Below are 19489 nucleotides of genomic sequence, written 5' to 3' on the forward strand. Positions count from 1 at the left end.
ACCTAAGTCCTGAGTCCAGAATTCTCCGAGAATGTCAATTAAATCAGTGCCATATCATTCGTATCTATGGCTGCTAAAACTGGATCTTGACTATCACGCTCGGCAGTTTCAATAGTCCTTGAACCTGTTGTGATATCATCCTCAATCATATTATTATCAGATGATGTAATTAACTCTTGAACTTCAATTTCAGGGATAGAAGCTAACTCATCTCCAGCAAGTAGAAACTCATCTGTATTGTCTGAGGGTGAGTCAGACCCACCATTAAGTAGTTTGTCATCTATTTCTGTAGATACTTCTTCACCAGTTAGAGTATCAGTTTTCTCTTCCTTGGATTCGTTGGAAGCGATCGCTTCTTCTGTCACAGAATTATCCGACTCATCAGTTTCTGGAGATTCAGATTCAGAAGCAATATCATCCTCTTCTACTACAGTTTCATTCTCAGTTTCCTGAGATTCAGAATCAGAAGTAACATCTTCCGACTCTGCCACAGAATTATCCGACTCATCAGTTTCTGGAGATTCAGAATCAGAAGTAACATCTTCCGACTCTGCCACAGAATTATCCGACTCATCAGTTTCTGGAGATTCAGATTCAGAAGCAATATCATCCTCTTCTACTACAGTTTCATTCTCAGTTTCCTGAGATTCAGAATCAGAAGTAACATCTTCCTCTTCTGCCACAGTTTCATCAGTTTCTGGAGAATCAGAAGTAACATCTTCCTCTTCTGCCACAGTTTCATCAGTTTCTGGAGAATCAGAAGTAATATCATCCTCCCCTGCCACAGTTTCATCAGTTTCTGAAGAATCAGAAGTAATATCATCCTCCCCTGCCACAGTTTCATCCGACTCATCAGTTTCTGAAGAATCAGAAGTAATATCATCCTCCCCTGCCACAGTTTCATCAGTTTCTGAAGAATCAGAAGTAATATCATCCTCTTCTGCCACAGCGTCATCCGACTCATCAGTTTCTAGAGACTCAGCATCAGAGGTAATATCCTCCTCTTCTGCCAAAGTTTCAAACTGTGCCTCCTCATCGCTACTAAAAGGGAAGAAATAAAAACCAGTCAACTCATCAGCATTCACACCCTCCACAAAAGCAAGTTGTTCCCCACTATCCAAAACACTAATCACAGTATTATCACTCGACTCTGTTTCCTCAGCTATTTCCAACTCCTCAAAAGTCAAATCTATTAACTCAAAGAAATCATCATCTACTTGGAAATTATAAATTGAATCATAACCTGCACCTTGCTGCAAGACAAATGTATCGCTACCACTACCACCATGTAACTCATCATCACCTTCCCCACCATCGAGAATATTATCACCCTCATTGCCATGTAAGGAGTCGTTACCCTCACCACCTTCCAACAAGTCATTACCCGCACCTGCACTTAACTCATCATCACCTTCACCACCAATAATGTAATCATCTCCTTCCTCACCTTCAATAACATCATCACCCTCTTCACCATCAAGTAAGTCGTTACCTGCATTACCATTAATATTATCGTTTCCTGTACCTCCGTAAGCTTGGTCATCACCTTCACCTGCTGTAATTTCATCATCTCCTTCACCACCTTCAATATAGTCGTGACCAACTCCAGCATCTAAAGTATCATTACCTTCTTCACCATAAAGTTGGTCTTCCCCTTTTCCTGCTGTAAGTTCGTCATCACCTTCACCACCTTCTAGGTTGTCATCACCATCTCCAGCATCTAAAGTATCATTACCTTCCTCTCCAGAAAGTAAGTCGTTTCCTGTACCTCCCTCTAGTTGGTCATCATCATCCCCTCCATAAAGGTTGTCGTTACCCTCTTCTCCAGAAAGGATGTCTTTGCCTTCTTGACCATATAGTTGGTCGTTTCCTTCACCACCGTCTAATTCGTCATCGCCCTCACCTCCTTCAAGATAGTCGTTACCTGTACCTCCTTTCAGGGTATCGTTACCTTCTTGACCGTAAAGTTGGTCTTCGTCTGCTCCACCGTCTAATTCGTCATCGCCCTCACCACCTTCGAGTAGGTCATCTCCTTCTTTACCTAATAATAAGTCTGCTTCTTCTCCTCCTTCGAGTATGTCTTCCCCTTCTCCTCCATCTAAATAATCTCGACCAGACTGACCTAACAGATGGTCGTCTCCTGCTTCACCTTTGAGTCGGTCGTCTCCTTCTCCTCCATCTAGGTAGTCTTCTCCTTCTCCTCCATCTAGACGATCGCCTCCTGATTCTCCATACATGAAGTCGTCGTCTGCTCCACCGTCGAGTATGTCTTGACCTGTTCCTCCTTCCAGGATGTCGTCTCCTTCGCGACCGTAAATGCGGTCATTGTCTTCGTTGCCTAAAAGTTCGTCGTTTCCTGCTCCTCCATCTAGGTAGTCGCGACCTGTGTTTCCTTTGATTTCGTCGTCTCCGTCTTCTCCGTAGAGGCGGTCGTTGCCTTCGTTGCCTTCTAATGTGTCGTTTCCTACTTCGCCGTTGAGGTAGTCGTCTCCATCTTCTCCATAAAGGCGATCGTCGTTGCCTCCTCCCCAGAGGTTGTCGTTGCCTTCTCCTCCTTTGAGTAGGTCTTTGTCTATTTGACCGAATAGTTCGTCGTTTCCAGCTCCACCATCAAGGGTATCTTTGTCAAAACCACCTTTGAGGAGGTCGTTGCCTTCTCCTCCAGAGAGGTTATCGTTTCCTTGGTTGCCGTAGATGCGGTCGTTGCCTTCTCCTCCTTCTAGTTGGTCGTTGCCTGCTCTTCCTTCTAGGAGGTCGTCATCACTTCCTCCATTGAGGTTGTCTTGACCTCCCATTCCGTATAGTTGGTCGTCTCCTGCTTCTCCTTGGAGGTTGTCGTTGCCTGCTCCTCCGTCTAGTTGGTCGTTTCCATCTCCTCCTTTGAGGTTGTCGTCGCCTGTTTCTCCTTCTAGGTTGTCGTTGCCTGCTTGGCCGTCTAATTCATCGTCTCCTGCTCCTCCTTTGAGGTTGTCGTTGCCTGCTCCTCCAGAAAGAGTGTCTTTACCTGTTTGACCGTGGAGGTTGTCGTTGCCTTCTCCTCCGTCTAGTTGGTCGTGGTCTTGGCCGCCTTTGAGGAGGTCGTTACCTGCTTGACCTTCTAGGGTGTCGTTGCCGTCTTGACCGTAGAGGCGATCGCTTCCTTCTCCTCCGTCTATGAAGTCATCTCCATCTTTAGCTTTGATCAGGTCGTCTCCATCTAAACCGCTGAGGATATTGTTTTGGTTGTCGCCGATGAGTAGGTCTTCGTATTCTGAACCTTCGAGGTTTTCGATGTTGGTGAGGGTATCTTTTTTGGCGTCTCCTGCCCAACCTTTGCCGTCATAGAGGCTGACGTGGACTCGACTTTCGGAGGTGAAGTAGGAGGCGGTGTCGTTGTCGTTGCCTCCGTCTAGTTTGTCTGGGTCTTTGCCTCCGACGATGAAGTCGTTGCCGTTTTCTCCTTTGATGTCGTCTGTTCCTTCTTCGCCGAAGATGATGTCTTCTCCGTCGCGAGCTTCTACGATGTCGTTTCCTGTTCCACTGTGGATGATGTTATCTACTTCATCTCCTGTAATGGTGTCGTCGAAGTCGGAACCGATGACATTTTCTGTGTTTAAGATTTCGTCTGTACTTCCGAAGCCGTCGTTGGCTTGGTTTTGTTCGAGGTTGACGTTGACTTTGTCTGGGTCTCGGCGGTAGGAGGCGGTGTCATTGTCGTTGCCTCCGTCTAGTTGGTCGTCTCCGGCGTTGCCTACCATTATGTCGTTGCCTGCAAGACCTTCGATACGGTTGTCTTTTTCGTTGCCGATGAGAACGTCATTGAATTCTGAACCGATGATATTTTCAAGGTTTTTGAGAGTGTCTATGGTGCCGAAACCGTCTTGAGCAGTGCCCTTTTCAATGGTAAAGTCAGGTTCGGTATCGGTGGGGATGGGTTTTTCGGTGACAATGGTTGTGTGCTGATAACCTCCTGGGTTTTCGTAGTCTTGTTGTTCGTCGATATTGACCACTACTCCATTGGGTGAGTTGTCATAAGTGACTGTATCGTTTTCCTCTCCACCGTCGATGAAGTCGTTACCTTGTTCTCCTTTGAGGAGGTCGTTATCAGCTTCACCAAACAATTCGTCGTTGCCTTCTCGACCATTAACTGTATCGTCTCCACCACCAGCAGTAATAATATTTTTTTCTACATTGCCAGTAATTTCGTCGTCAAATTCTGAACCAACGACGTTTTCAATGTTGGAAAGTGCATCTATATCTCCCCAACCATCTGTAGCTTCCCCGACTTCAAGGCTAACATTAACTGAACTCGGATCTCGACGATAGCTAACAACATTTCCACCGTTTCCGCCATCAATTGTATCGTTTCCTGCGTTGCCAATAACGAGGTCGTTTCCATTCAGTGCAGTAATTTCGTTATCACTAGCGTTGCCAATAATCACATCATCAAATTCTGAACCGATGACATTTTCAACATTGAAAATCTGGTCTTCACCTCCCAAACCATCCTTGGCAGTAGCAGCATCAATCTGAAAGCTATCCTCTAAATCACCAATACCACCTGAATTTTGATAATCTTTGCTGTCGTCAAGATTTACAACTACAGCTTGTGTTGCCTCCTGATAATCTATTAAGTCAGTATCATCACCGCCATCAATGTTATCATTACCTGCTTCTGTTTCAAAGAAGTCGTCTCCTGCTTCTCCCAATAGTTGATCGTCTCCCTCTCCACCAGATACTGTATCGTTGTCAGTACCTCCGGCAACAATATCGTTTCCTAGACCACCATCAACTATGTCCTCTCCTGCACCACCGTTAATATCATCGTTTCCTGCATCTCCAGAAATCACATCGGAATTGCCGTTTCCTTGGAGAGTGTCGTTTCCTGAATTTCCATTTATGGTATCTTGACCGCCACCTCCAGTCAAAATGTCGTTACCATCACCGCCAGAGAGTTCTGCATTTACATCAACATTGATAGTAACTGAATCATTTTCTTTTGCACCATTGGCCAAGATTTTACTGAGATTTGTTGCTGTTTCATAATCACCAGTTGCATCACCAAAGCTAGGTAAAGTTGCATCTACAGTTACCTGGTTCCCTTGCTGACTACTAACGATGAAAATTTCACTACCATCAACAGTATCTCCAAATAGGCGATCGGGTGCTGCATCTCCCATATTGAGACGTAAAACTCCGCCTCCCAGATCTTCAGCGAGGATAGGAAAGCAATCTGGGTGTGATAACTCAAACTCGAAGAGTTCAAACTCTGCAATTTCAAATGTTTTGCGTGAGAAGAAAGTCTCAACAAACGCATAGAAATCTAGGGTGATATCTCCTTCAATCTCAAATAAGTAAGCAAGTTTTCCTAATTGATTACCCTGGTGTTCAGCACACTCGAATAGTTGAGCAATCTCAGTAGCTCGAACTTTACCGTCATCGTTTACATCATTCAAATCTAAGTTGACAGTTCCAGTGAGTCCTCCACCTACACCGCCTCCTAGTATGAAAGCATCAAGTCCACCTTCAGCGAATAAACGTGCCTGCAGAACAGTTTCTGGTTTATCAACTCCATCTTTATCTAAATCATCAAGGAAAAATCCATCAAATACATTGGCAAAACTGCCTCCCTCAGCAAACTTGCGCAGTCCAAAAGTGTCATAACCGAAATCGTAATCCAACTTTGCCCCTAAACTACCTCCTATAGTAAACTTAATCACACCTAAAACTCGGAAGGGTTGACTATAACCAAAAGTAAAGTCAAAGGTTGGCATATCGTAGGTAAATAAATCAGCATCTTGTCCGAGGAAAAGACCAAAAACGGATGCTGGGTTCTCAAGGATCGGAAATTCTAATCCACCACCGGGTTGTTGTTCTGCTTTAGTGACAAAGTCTGGTGTACCTGCGGTAAATGTTGGTGCTGGAAGGTCAAGTTGCAAATCTTGAAGATTTGGTAAGGTAGCATTGGGGTCGCTTAAATCTAAATCATCCAGTTGGGAATCATCTCCAGTTAAAACAAAGTCACCAAATGAAACTTTTCCTGAATCTTCTGCGTCTAATAATTCATTAATCCTATTAACTGCACCGATAAAATTTCTTGCAGTGTCAATGACTTTTGGATCGACATACCCTGAAAATTTTGCTAGATCGAGTAAATCAACATCACCAGCCAAATCAGAAATTAGGGGAATGGGATCGTCAATAAACTTGATGATGGGGTCAAGAGGGTCAGTAATATCCTTAATGGTGCCTAGAATAGGTTTTGCAAAGTCATTCAGGAAACTACCCATATCAAGTTGGATGTCATAAAAGCCAACATCAGGCGAACTATTCTGAACGCTATCTGCTAAACTTTGACCGCTATTTGCTAAACTTTGACTGCCTTCAGGAGCGAATTCCCAGTCAAGTTTGAAATTACTCTCAAGTTGTGGAAAATTAGCATCTCCCTCAAAACTGACTTTTAAATCTAAATCAACATTGGCACCGGGATTTTCTTGACCATCCAGACCTTTAAGGTCGGTGTCAAACAAATTGCTGAGAGAACCCCCAGAGACTAACTCATTTAAAGTTAATTGATTATCTGAGTTAGGGTCTTGGATATCAATGGTGAATTTACCACCCAATTGACTGTCCTGATCTGTAACATCAACTTGCAAAAAGGCTAGTTTTCCTGTTGCTGTAGCAGGTTGACCTTCAGTATCAGATTTTAAACCAGCTTTTAGGGTAACTTCTAGTTCGTCTTCATCTGAGGTATTAAAATAGAAACCCTGGTCTTCATTGATACCAAAACCAAAGTCTAAATTCCAATCTAGATCCACATCGACATTGGCATCCACATCAAGATTTAATGCAGGAATGCCAATATCAAATCCGGCGGGAATTTCAAAATTAGTATTTTGACCTAGATTCATATCAAACTGAATATCATCGTCAGTTTCTATGACGAGAATATCTTCAAGGGTAATTCCATCTTGACCATCTCCGTCTTGTAATAACCCTAAACCACTCGCTCCAAATACATCAAATAATGCTTTTTGGACAACTTCAATAACATTATCACCTGCATTATTGATCTGACGCCTCAATTCTTCAAGAACATCTTCACGGAAATCCTCGATAAACTGACTTGCTTCTGTTTCAGCTAACGCATCACCGACAATGGGTAAAGAAACCCCTAAGATTTCACCATTGAGTCCATCTTGTAGGGTGGCTAATAAGGTATCTATTCCATTGATTAATGTATCTGGATTTTTCAGCAGATTGGATACACTGAAATCAGGTAATTCCAACAGGTTACTAAAGTCTGGCAACGTGAAGTTGTCTGTAGTGAGAGTAGACGTTCCTAGTAGTAACCCTTCAAGATCGTCTATGACAATTTCTAGGGGGTCAGTAGTTGTAGACAGGGATAAATCGATCGGTAGATTTGCTTTGGCAGTTGCTTGTCCCAGGTCAGCCTCAAAGTCAATGGTTTCTGTACCTAAATATAGTCGTCCATCGTCACTATTTTTCAGATTAACAGTAAAGGTAATTGGATTGCCATCAGGATCGGCAATGGATGCAGTTCCATTTTCCACAGATAGATTCAATGGTCCTACATTGGCTGTAAAATCTAGATTGTCTGCAGATGCTTTTGCTTCTAAAATTAAACCTGTTCCGCCTTCTTCTGGTTTTCCTTCAAACAAAAATGGTTGGGGATTATCTTGACTTAAATCAAATCCCAAAGCAATTTGATAACCTGCATTTGCTTTTAAGTTTAGTTGTGCTGAAGCACCAACACCAATTAAATTGGTAATGGCTTCTGGAAGGTCTATTCCGGCAGATTTTGTTAAATCCTGTAGGTCAATATTTAATCCTAAATTATCCTCAAAATCAGCTTCTAATTGTAGATCGACCCGCAAAACATCATCAATCAAAGATAAATCGACTTCGGAATTACCCGAAATTTCTCCTAATGCTTCTTGAATAACAGATTCTAGGGTTTCAATTGTATTTGTTGGATTTTCAGAGATTTGTTCTATGATGTCGGCAAAGCGATCGCTATAATCTAGTACGTCATTAATACTCAGATTAATTAGAGGAATTTCTTCATTGAGAAGTGGGAAGTTATTTTCATCAGCTAAGTTTCCTAAGAAACCCACTGCATCAGTTAAGTAAGCCACAACTGTTGAGAAATCTAATTCACTCAAATTATCAAAGATATTCTCAAATCCTTCTACAGTAACCTCTGGTTCTGTGGGTTGAGTAATATCGTTAATCTCAACAGTAACACTTGCATCATCACCGATGGGTATATTTAGTGGATTGTTGGGAAGAGTAATATCTTGTAAATTGAGAGTAGCTGTTCCATTAATGTCTTGATTTGTGATAATTTGATTGACATTATTATCAATGGCATTATATAGTTCATCAATGGTGAGACGATTATCTCCAGTTGTTTCGCCTAAAGCTAGATTAACGGAGGAATTAATATTAGCTTGACCATCATTTACCTCAATTTCTAACAAACCTAAATTAGCTGCAGCTTCAAAATTGCCATTAATATCAACACCTGCTTCTAGTGAGGTATTGTCAATAAAAATAGACTCGCCAAATGAGCGTGTATCTATTAGTTGACCTTCTATTATACCATCTTGAACCGGGGGTTCTTCAGTGGAATCTGAAGAGTCTGTTCCTAAAATTCCAAGGACAAATGCAGCACCTGAACTATTAATTGACTTGACAGTTAATTCTTTATCTCCACTGGTTTGATCTTCTAAAATGATGCGATTTTTGTTAGGATCAATCTTGGCAATAACCTGACCTGCTGCAGCTGTATTAATAGTATTAATTACATCTCCAATTGTATTAGCAGAGTCCAAGTTAACTTGAAAAGTATTATCATCTTGTACTGTAATTTCGATGTCGTTGTTACCAACTGTATTAAAGATACCATTGCCATTATTAAGGTCACTTAGTTCTGTATCGACAGTAAGATTTTGGGTTAATTTATCTAAGTCAATTCCAAAAGTTAAATTGAGCGTCCCCGTAGGTGTAACTGTTACATTCGCTTCACTACTAATATTACCTAAAGGTTCTAGATTCAGATCGAAATCTAAAGGCAACTCGACATCTTCGGAACCTTCAAAGGGAGAAAGGGTTAAATCAAAAGTCAGTTCACCACTCGTCTTATCATACTGAGCATTAATATTTGTACCTGGAAGTATTTCTTCTAAAAGAGTAGCGAGTTCTTGAACTGATGCAAATTTAAGGATTTCTTGATAAACAGTAGAATCACGATCGTCAGGATCGAGTTGAATCTTTTCTTGATCAATCAACTTGCTAACAAAACTGTTTTCCAAACCTGTTCCAATATCAAGTAAATCTCCCAAAGTTTTATTATCTATAAAAGGAATTTCAATTCCATAGATATCAGATTGACGAAGTTGATCTAACCAGGAACCTAGTTGTCGAACAATACCAATAAAATCTTTAGCCGTAATATTTGTAAAATCTGTCCAGAGTTTATCACCGGGAAGCTGAAGTTGTGGTGCCGTTTCAAAGAAATTTGTTGTGCCATCTCCTAGAGTAATTTCTACAGGTTGTGATGGAGTAGAACCCAAGACAACATCACCAGACTTTACTTCCACAGGTAAATTTGCCAAAATTGTACCTGTTGATGACAAATTCACTAAATCTTGCAGGTTTTGAATTTGTTTTTCTGAATCAGATTCTGCAATCTCTAATTCTGAGAGTGTAATCTTATTTCCGTTGCCACCAGGGTCATTAAAGGTCGCTTCAATTGATGCGTCTAAATCAACTGTACCCCCTTGAATACTTGCCCCTAAAAAACCAACATCTAAATCTGCATTTAGGGGAGAATTCGTATTATCAACACTAGCTGTCCCTAATAACTTATTAATATCAATAAAGGAATTTTGTTGATTATTTAGGTCTAAACCGACAGTGGCCTTAAAATCTAAACCAGTTGTTAGATCGATTTGAGTTTCTCCATCAAATCCTAGCTTAAAATCACCGCCATTTAGATTAATTGATTTTGTTTGAATGGGAGACAAACTTAAATCAAAGGTTAATAAATTCAGTCCTGAATCAAATTGAGCATTATCTATATTTGGTACTAGATTATTGAGTCTGTCAATTAGTTCTTCTGTTGTGTCATTTGGGTCTGCTGAAAAATACTCGTTAATTGGCTCAATTAAATTTTCTTCAACTTGATTTCCTAAATCAATTACCTTTCCCAAACTTGTCTCTAATATTGCTAATGGCTCTGCCAGAGTACCGAATTTACTAACTGTTTCAGTTAAGAGTTTGATCTGTTCTAGAGATTCCTTAATATTATCGATGCCTGTAGTGTCGATTTGATCCATGATATTCTCCTTAATTATGATCTGATGTTAACGAAATAAACAGCCTGAAATGGAGAAATATAATACCGCTTCATTTCAAAACGGTATAAATTACTGAATAATTAATTATTAATTATTAATAATTACATTCCTTGGTTAAAAGCCACCCCGCTCTATGAAAAAAAAAGTGCTAGGAGATTTCCTTATATTCAATTCCCGAACGGTTTTAACCAGAGGTAATTATCCATTATCAATTGATGAAAATATTTTTCCATTAAGTAAAACTTTTATAATTACTTAACAACTAAACGCTAAATTTCTGTATCTTCTTTCGCTCAATAAATAGTATTATTAGCTCCTGCAAAAGCACCATTCGCACTATTAATCTCTGCTGCGGAGCGAATATCAATCTTGGGCAACCATTCTAAATTTTCTACTTCCCACTTCCCTCACAAATCTTCTGCTTTTTCTCGCTCAAATTGATTACCAAAAGCTACTTCAAATATTGGTAATAAACTGCCATCTGTAGCAATTACTTTCAAGCTTTCTTCTAAACTTAATAATCCTAAATTCAAAGCAGACATTTCAGACTCATCTAAAAGCTGAGTCCCCATTATTATATTATTCATGTTATTCTCCTTAGCCCTCCATCCAGAGCCGCTAGTTCTAAGGAGTCACCCTAATTATTTGTTTAGTACCAAATACAATTTATTACTCAACTACTAGCCTATGCTAAATCATCTCACCTAAAATTCGGTACTTCTTTAGGTGGCTCCCTGATTTTTACTTGTTATTAGATTAGCATTATTTATCCGTATTTTTGCTATTATTATGTTAATTATTATTAATATAATCCGGTTTTTTTTGCTATACAATATTTCTTTTTGTAAAAAGCTAGGTATTTATACAGATATCCATATTTATTAATTAACGTTTAGTTCTCGTGCATTAAAACTTTCTTAAAAATATTGAGTATTTAATATGATTTGTAGTAGTAGAAATTCAGTAAAAGTAGGTTGGGTTAAGGTACTCCGAAACCCAACATTCTAAAACAGAATCCTGAAGCAAGTACTTACCTTCATAGTGATGCTTTTTAATTGACCATAATCAAAATTTTGGTAGTGCATCCCTACCAAAAAATTGCGGCGTTGCTGATTTTGGGTATGATTTGTATTTTTTGGTAATTGCTAAACTATTGAATAATAACTATTTCAGATTGTTCAATTTTTATTTTCATGCCTTGATTCAGCAACGCCAAAATTGCTATGTCTTTTATATTTTCGCCCCGCCTTGTGTTCATCTACAAATATAGTTTTGATAACGGGATTTTTTGATGATTTTACCTTGATAACATGAAGTCGTATAAGCGATAGCTATCAGTAAAATTAAAGCGCGTCAAACCTTGTACATTGGCTTGACTTCCTTCTAGATTATATCCACCTGCGAGTGCAGTCTTTAAACATAGCTTCAATACCCAATTCTATTGTCTGCCAAAAACTCAAGTTTTGATTTATCCCTGCCACTACTACAGCAGCAATGTAATTAGATTCAGGAATAAACTGATGTAAATACCAACGGGAAGCTTCTTGAAAATCTCCATTAATACTAATAAACTGTATTGGTTGTTCTGGTTTTAAACAAACTTCGACTTTTTCCAATCCTCCTGCTAATCCATCTCCAGTAGCTTTTAAATAGGCTTCTTTACAAGTCCATATTTTGAAGAAAATTTCTTGTTGTTGTTGAGGAGGAAGCTGACTAATAAGGTTGTATTCTTGGGAAGTAAAGAAACGTTTTGCCAAGGCTTCAGCATCATTCATTGGGCGAATATATTCTAAGTCAATACCAATTAAATTAACTGTGGTAATAGCATATAAAGCTAAATCTTGAGAGTGAGATAAATTAAATAATATAGAGGTATCTGGTAAGTAGGGTTTGCCTCGTTCACTATAAGTAAATTGTAATTTTTTAGGTTCAATATTTAAGTAACAGCTAAGGATTTTTCTGAGTGTTCCTCTGGCAATAATAAAACGATTTTTATCTCGTTCAAAATGAAATTTTTTGGCTCTATCTATTTCGTCTGAGGATAAGATTTTTGATAATTCTTCAATTTCAGATGGAGGTGATTTTAGATTTTTACTCCAAATATGAACATGATTTGGTGATAATTCTAATTTTTGACCTAGAGGTAGATGTGAAAAAAACATTGATTACAGATTTATCAGATATTTTACTGGAAATACGGAAGGTTTCTAAAGGATTTTTATGGGTTGCAAAAATAATTTGATATGATAAGTATAGTAAAAAAAATGTACTTATATCATGTGCGGTTGAATACTGATAAATAACGACGGAGGAGGACCGAGTCAGAAGTCGGGAGGAAAAAAGAGGGAAGAGCAGAAGAAAGTTTTTTATCATGCTATTAAACGAACATGATATTATATGTATTCAAAGAAATGAGGCCACAAAAATTACTTCAGAGAATTATTAATAACTGTCTTGTAATACCTAAAGTTAAAGCTAGAAAACTCGAAAATGGAAATCAAACAGGTCAGCAGACTGGTCCGCTGAAATATAGCAGTCGCCATTATTGTATTTGACATATCAAAAGCTTAAAACTCAGACAACGCCAGATTTTTCCTTATTCCTTATTCCTTCTTCCTTCTTCCATCATGTTTTGGCGACTTATTCCCTTACTAACGACAACCGGCAAGTTACAAATGGCAATAGATGAATGGTTGCTACACCAACATCTGCAAGGAAATATTCCACCAACTCTCCGCTTTTACACCTGGCAACCTGTGACCATTTCTCTGGGTTATCATCAACGACGTTATCCTGAATATTGGCAAAATCTGACTTGGCAAGGCAAACCGATAGATATTGTCCGTCGTCCTACTGGTGGCAGGGCGGTTTTGCATCAGGGAGATTTAACTTATAGTGTTATAACTTCTGGTTTTCCTGGCAGTCGTATTGAGTCTTATCAGGCTATTTGTGAATTTTTAATAGTGGGGTGGCGATCGCTCGGTGTGGACTTAGTTTATGGCAGTGCGGGAAGAGGTTATATCCACAACCCTAACTGTTTTGGCACTTCTACTGGTGCAGATTTAATATTACCTAATGGTGGAAAATTAATCGGTAGTGCCCAATTGAGAAAGGGTAGGGCAATATTACAACATGGTTCTATGATTTTAACGCCTGATGTTGAATTTTTTAGTTATGTTTTTAACTCTCAACCTTCTCCTGGAGTTTCTGATATTTTTACATCTGTTTTATCTGCCGTCGATAGGAGAGAAGTTATGATTAATCGGATTATTGAAGCATTAGTTAGAGCAGCTATGAAATGTTTTAAAATTCAGCTAATTACAGAACCTTTATCTGAGAGAGAATGGATAGAAATTAAGAGTTTTTCTGTTTAGGTGAAGCTAGTTATCAATATGTAGAGGGAAGGCAGAAGGCAGAAGGGAATTTGATTTTTGGAGAGGTCTAATGATTGTGATATCAAATCCGCTTAATCTCGGTATAAAAAAATGTCCTATCTTCAGCCATTGCCAAATCTTTCTTTATCTCCTGACCTCCCCATCTCACCCTCTATTTTTAAATAGATACCAAATGGGTTCTATAATTCCCATTCGTCCCGACTCCTGAGGACTGACTCTTGACTCCTACCCTTACCAAAAGACTTTTTCAGCAAAATCTAATTAGTTCGTTTCTGCAATATATTCCAATCTATTCTCATTAGAAAATCCCAATCTCGTAGTGCTTCTCGTGACCATAACCAGTTTTGTCTAAGTTGGGGAATATGATATTCTATTGCAGCTTCTTTCATTACTTTTGTCCGATATTGTAAAGCTCTCAACCAGCGTTCTCTTTGCTCATTTCCTTGATAAGTTTGAGCAGATTTCATCATTACTAATCCAATACCTGCATAGGCATTAATAGCATCTTTTTGTTCAACTTCTGGAGTTGGTAAAGCCTCAATTGAAATGTTACGCAGTATTTGTGTTTCTGGTGCAATTTCTCCTGATAATTTTAATACTTTTAACCAAGAATCATAAGCTTTTTTCAGGTCTCCTTTGGTATAGTAAGCAAAACCTATAGCATTCTGATATGGAATAGAATCAGGGAGTTGAGCGACGGCTTTTTCCCAGTAATATATAGCTTCATCTACAGTATAATTTCTATTTCCATATTGGGCTAATTCCCAAACTAATCGACCTTGTAAAAAAAGTATGTCTGAGTCAACATTTTGCTCATTATTACCTGCTTTTAACACAATCTTAAGTGCTGCTTTTGCCTCTCTAAAAGCACCTCTATTTAATAAAGACTCTACAGCTTTTTTTCCAGCTTGAATATCATTTTTATTAAATTGTTCAATAGCTAGTTGTTTGTCTGCTCCTACAGTATTGGCACTATAATTAATTGGTTGCTCTTTATCATATCTTTCCAGGTTAATTGGATCGGGAGTTATAGATATAGTTTTTGAAGAAAGTATTGGTCGATTTTGAAATAACCAAACACCACTTAGAGTGAATAAAACAGCAATTAGATGTGAAACTATTCTACCGGGAACTGAGTTAAAAAAAATGATAGTTTTTTCAGAATTTTGTGTCATTTTGATGTCTTTGATAATTATCAACCTTCGGTGGTAGAAGTTAGAAGGGAGTAGAAAATAAAAATTATCTGACTCTTTTGCCTGCTTAATACTCTACTTTTTTTGAGAATGCCTAAAGAAGTTTTCAAGTAGAGAAGCAAGGAGTGGATAGAAATTTGAATTCTCCCTTTCTCCTACCTCCTCCTTTATTATTTTTCCAGCTGCTCACTCTTGTATTCCGACTCTTTTTTAAATTAGTCATTAGCCAATTTAAAAATAAACCGTTAGTATATCTAATTTTAATCTACTACTAAGCAATATCTTCAAAATGCTTATTCTGTTGAACTGGCTGTTTGTGATATCGAAGTCTCAATAATAAACCCCAATCTTGACGAGCCATGGGAGACCACAACCAACTTTTTTGCAATTGTTGGATATGAAACTCTTTGCCAGCTTCTCTCATAACTTTACTAACATATTTTAAAGCTTGATCAGGAGTTTTTTGTAAATTTTGAGCTGATTTTAGCATGATTAATCCCAGACCAGCATAAGCATTCATAGCTTCTCTTTTCTTGACAGATAAATGTCTTCGGTCATGATTATAAACAGGACGAACTTTTTCCATTTCTGGAGTAATTTCTCCTGACAAATGCAATACTTTTAACCAAGCTCCATAAGCTTTTTCCATATCTCCTTTAGTGTAATAAGCAAAGCCTAAAGCATTTTGATATTGAATTTTTTCTGGACTTTTGTCAGCAGCCTTTTCCCAATAACTTATAGCTTCATCTATCAGGTTATTTTGATTTCCATCTTGGAAGATTTCCCAAACTAATCGACCTTTAAGAAAATTAATTTCTGGATGGTCGTTGAGTTGAGTAGGCACAGCAGCGATCGCTTCTCCTGCTTTTGCTAATTCTCCTCTTTCTAGTAATATTTCTACAACCATTTTGCCAGCCAGAATATCATTTTGCTTAAACTGTCTAATTGCCAGTATCTGTGCTTCTTGGATGCTACTATTTTTTTCATTAACATTAACAAGTCGAACCCTATTATAGTCATAATTAATCCCTGGGTCTGGGGCGTTAGGAAGCAATTGAGAATTCACTTGTGACAGTCTATTGAAAGTAATTGTATTAGTACCAAAGGTTAACATTACTAATGATGCTGCAGATACTAATATTTTTTTCCAGGAAAATTTCTGAGACTTTTTCTCAGTATTTGATGTGGTTAATACTGACTGAATTGGTGTTACTATTTCTTCTTGTTTTTCATTGTTTTGATTACTGAATTGTTCTCTTATTTCTCTTTCTTGCAATAACTCTTGGAGAGTCTTTACTTGAGCTTGATTATTGGTATTCTGCCAATTAAGATTATCTGTTTGAGGTTCACTAGGAAATTCCTCCATATTCTCTAAATCGATATTTGGTTTTACACCAGTTGAATCTTCTGGCGACTTTGGTGATGCAATTTTTTCCTCAACAAATTCCTCTTGACGTTCAACAGTTTCATTTGTCAAGTTGCTGGGTTTTTGAATCAGACAACCATCAAACTCTTGATGCAGGTAAACAACAGGTAATGCCCAATAAAGTTCGTGTGAACCATAAGCAGAAATCAATCCTTGTCGTGCCCGACTCAAACTTAAGTCTATGGGATAACCTTGATTGAGATTTCGATAAAAAAGCCGTGTCAAACTTAGGGAAACCTCATCTGGAATACGTTCTGCCATTGCTAGCACTCCCGGAATACCTCGTTTAACTAGCGCTTCTGCTAAGTTGAGCGCTACTTCATCATCAGTGGGGTTAACTAAGTGGTTGTAAGCGCCTCGACATGAATTGAAAACCGCCATCTGAATACCATTGTTAACTAACAACCCTGCTAAGTCTCGACCACTAAGACTTTCTGTTAACCCTGTGATATTGCTAACTAGAGATATTTCACCACCAGAAATACCCCAGTTGCTATGACCTGCATAGTGGAAAACCTGATATTTTCCTTGCTCTAAACGTTGAGTAAGTTGTTCTCGTCCAGGTTGCCTGAGAATATCCAGGTGGATTTGAATTTCTCCACTATTTCTTTGTAGTTCTTGTTGCAACGCCTCATATTCTTTTTCTAGTTGCAGACTATCTTTATCGCTAGGAGCAGCGATCGCCATTAAGATTTTTAATGGGTCTTCTGGAGTTCGTGTCCGGGTTTGTTTAGGTAAGCAAGTATTAGGTTGATAGCGAGAGAAAATTACATCAGTACCAGTAGCAAGGGGGCGATCGCCTGCATGGAGTACCTCCCAAGGCAAACTGGATATACGTCTGTCTTTAGTCCCCAGACGTAACTGTAATACCTCTCCTCGATTATGAGCTATTCCTTGAGCGCAACTCCAGCTATCTCTCAGGGTGTCTTTGAATAGCTCTTGATACATTTGTTGGCCTAATGCTACTAAACTTGGACTTACCACTTCCCCAGACCTGGCCACAACCTGACTAGGGATAACTACCTGAGTGTTGGACTTTCCTTCTAGGAGATCGAGTAATGGATCGCGAAATAGGTGACGTGCTTGGGCTAACCATTGTTCTATAGGCCATTCGACAATTTCTTCAGCCACTAACCCACCAATAGGTACTTTTTCTGTCCGAACAAAGTATTCGTCTTCTCCCAGGGGAGTAATTGAAATATGAAATTCCTGTGTCACTTATTTTTTATCCTTCTGCTGAATTTACTCCGCCAAAACTCCCGATCTTTGCTTTTGATTATGAATAAATGGGAAAGAAATGACGACTGTGGATTTGGTGTTCTACCATTTTGGATTTTAGATTTGGGAAACTTTCTCTGTGCAGGAGTGTTGGGTTTCCCTGATGTAGCAACCTTAAGGTGTTGGTATCAAAAAGCTCAAAGTAGTGCTGGTTATGATTATCAGAACTAGCAATTTGCACGCCTAGTTGAAGTGTTATCTATTAGTAACTTAGACTGCTTAGTTACTAATAGATAACACTCATTTTTTTTGCCTCTTCATCTATGTTAGTCTCAGATTTCTGAGGCCTGCTCTTTAAATCTCCTCTTCAACCACCTATTAACTAATTCAGGAGTACTTTCCGGATAATTTGATCATCAGCACTAAAATATAGATTTAAGTATTGATTCGGTTGAATGCCAAATTTAGAAAATCTGCAATGGCAGTAATTGGGCAACAATGTACCAACGATGAATATGGGTAAGCTGACCGGATTACACATTCATCTACTGTGTATCTAGACAATATTATAAGTAAAAAGTTTCTTTTTGACCTGCTTTATCTCAATTTAATTTATTTAGATTTACCGAAACATTATTTGTTTGAGGCTATTCAAGAACCTTTTTCGATTTATACAATACTAACATTCTCAATTATTCTTGTAACTCCGGAAGGTTAAACCATCATTTTTTTATATCCTTAAAAACTAGAAAGCTTTTTTGTCAGAACAATCTAAATATCGATAAGTTTTGCTGTAGAGTTGGTATCGGATAATTTGAGAGACTATTTGTCAAATTAATTATTAAGAGATTATGGATCTACATTCAGATAAAAATGGGAAGGAGTCCAGGGATAGAAATAAGTATGAGAGAGTAGTTTATAGGTATTCAGACTGATCGGTTATGTTGAAAAATAGAAAGTATAGTTGTGTCTTATTCTTACTACCCTATTTCGTGATACATTCAATCTCTGAGTTTTATATCTTTAAGTATTTGTATTGTAGAGTTTTATGTTTTGTTTGTCCCTATAAATAGAATTTGCGATTGCACTGCTGTGGGATTATACTTGGCACGGGCTAAAACTGCATTTTTCAATTTCAAAGGTCAAACCTTAAGCCTCAAACCTTTCTGACCTATGGCCTCTGAATTATAGAACATTTATCATTGTTACATACTACATTTTGTCGTGCGGAATGTGGGATCAAAAAATAACCGAACTAAACCCTATAATTATGATCGCGTATTGTATCAAGGACGCCATCTGGTAGAGAACTTTTTCCAAAAATCGAAGCAAGATCGAGCTATTGCGACTCGTTACGACAAGCGTTCGGTGAACTTTTTGGGTGGAATTTACTTGGCTGCTTCTGTCATCTGGTTGCTCTAAACTTGGAACTACATATTATCCTCATTTTATCAATTAGGCTATTTGATGACAAGCCCTAGAAAATCATTTAGGTGCTACGCGCGTATTTTATTCATTAGACTTGTCGCTTTATAACTTAAAAAAATCCCAAAAACCTTGTTCTGTAAGGATTGTACCTATTGGAAGGCCAAAATGCTGGGAATTATTGCTCTGTCTAGGTTAGAGTAATTTTTTTCCCTTATTTAGCGACAACTCTATTATGATAATGAGGCGATCGCTTCGCCATAATTTTATCACTAGACTTGTCGCTTAATAAGGTAAACTAGAGATTAGTGTTTTAAAGATCAGAAGAAAAAATGCTGGACATCAATCGAGTGCTAAAAGAAGACCGACTCTTAAGGGCATTAACGGGACTAAACCGTAAGGCATTTGATGAATTGTTGCAAGCTTTTTCTGTCCAGCTAAACTTGGAAGCGATCGCTAGCACCCAAA

At 38.5% G+C, this 19489-nt stretch carries 9 protein-coding genes; 4 read left to right on the top strand and 5 right to left on the bottom strand.

Translation table 11 applies throughout. From position 1 onward, the window contains the following. Positions 1–38: 38 nt before the first annotated feature. The 3 genes from F6K18_RS27645 to F6K18_RS27655 form a co-directional block, all read right to left on the bottom strand. Positions 39–10343, bottom strand: a complete 10305-nt coding sequence (locus F6K18_RS27645) for a hypothetical protein (protein WP_287525559.1) — start codon at positions 10341–10343, stop codon at positions 39–41. A gap of 428 nt (positions 10344–10771) precedes the next feature. Beyond that, the gene (locus F6K18_RS27650; RefSeq protein ID WP_287525561.1) at positions 10772–10951 is read right to left on the bottom strand and encodes a hypothetical protein; all 180 of its coding nucleotides are present in this window, start codon (positions 10949–10951) and stop codon (positions 10772–10774) included. A gap of 801 nt (positions 10952–11752) precedes the next feature. Next, complete coding sequence (locus F6K18_RS27655) at positions 11753–12526, bottom strand: 4'-phosphopantetheinyl transferase superfamily protein (protein ID WP_287525563.1); 774 nt, start codon at positions 12524–12526, stop codon at positions 11753–11755. A gap of 225 nt (positions 12527–12751) precedes the next feature. Here F6K18_RS27655 and F6K18_RS27660 point away from each other — a divergent pair, with 225 nt between their 5' ends. After that, positions 12752–12919, top strand: a complete 168-nt coding sequence (locus F6K18_RS27660) for a hypothetical protein (RefSeq protein ID WP_287525565.1) — start codon at positions 12752–12754, stop codon at positions 12917–12919. Positions 12920–13039: 120 nt separating this feature from the next. After that, positions 13040–13738, top strand: coding sequence for a lipoate--protein ligase family protein (locus F6K18_RS27665; protein WP_287276151.1), 699 nt, complete (start codon positions 13040–13042; stop codon positions 13736–13738). A 278-nt stretch (positions 13739–14016) separates the two neighbouring features. Here F6K18_RS27665 and F6K18_RS27670 read toward each other — a convergent pair whose 3' ends face one another. Continuing rightward, positions 14017–14934: a hypothetical protein gene (locus tag F6K18_RS27670; protein WP_287525569.1), complete on the bottom strand. Its 918-nt coding sequence runs from the start codon at positions 14932–14934 to the stop codon at positions 14017–14019. A gap of 289 nt (positions 14935–15223) precedes the next feature. Beyond that, the gene (locus F6K18_RS27675) at positions 15224–17596 is read right to left on the bottom strand and encodes a CHAT domain-containing protein (protein ID WP_287525571.1); all 2373 of its coding nucleotides are present in this window, start codon (positions 17594–17596) and stop codon (positions 15224–15226) included. A 60-nt stretch (positions 17597–17656) separates the two neighbouring features. On the opposite strand from F6K18_RS27675, the gene F6K18_RS27680 reads away from it, so the two are divergent. After that, entirely contained in the window at positions 17657–17827 is a 171-nt protein-coding gene (locus F6K18_RS27680; RefSeq protein WP_287525573.1) for a hypothetical protein, read from the top strand. A 1002-nt stretch (positions 17828–18829) separates the two neighbouring features. Then, positions 18830–19018 (top strand): hypothetical protein, encoded by a 189-nt coding sequence (locus tag F6K18_RS27685; protein WP_375341358.1) that lies wholly within the window; start codon positions 18830–18832, stop codon positions 19016–19018. Positions 19019–19489 lie beyond the last annotated feature (471 nt).

This window comes from Okeania sp. SIO2C2, from assembly GCF_010692625.1.
Classification (GTDB): Bacteria; Cyanobacteriota; Cyanobacteriia; order Cyanobacteriales; family Microcoleaceae; genus Okeania; species Okeania hirsuta.

Bases quoted from the DNA above. Each gene is read 5' to 3' on its own strand.
- F6K18_RS27645 (WP_287525559.1), bottom strand. From the start codon at position 10,343: ATGGATCAAATCGACACTACAGGCATCGATAATATTAAGGAATCTCTA.
- F6K18_RS27670 (WP_287525569.1), bottom strand. From the start codon at position 14,934: ATGACACAAAATTCTGAAAAAACTATCATTTTTTTTAACTCAGTTCCC.
- F6K18_RS27655 (WP_287525563.1), bottom strand. From the start codon at position 12,526: ATGTTTTTTTCACATCTACCTCTAGGTCAAAAATTAGAATTATCACCA.
- F6K18_RS27660 (WP_287525565.1), top strand. From the start codon at position 12,752: ATGATATTATATGTATTCAAAGAAATGAGGCCACAAAAATTACTTCAG.
- F6K18_RS27680 (WP_287525573.1), top strand. From the start codon at position 17,657: ATGAATAAATGGGAAAGAAATGACGACTGTGGATTTGGTGTTCTACCA.
- F6K18_RS27650 (WP_287525561.1), bottom strand. From the start codon at position 10,951: ATGAATAATATAATAATGGGGACTCAGCTTTTAGATGAGTCTGAAATG.
- F6K18_RS27665 (WP_287276151.1), top strand. From the start codon at position 13,040: ATGGCAATAGATGAATGGTTGCTACACCAACATCTGCAAGGAAATATT.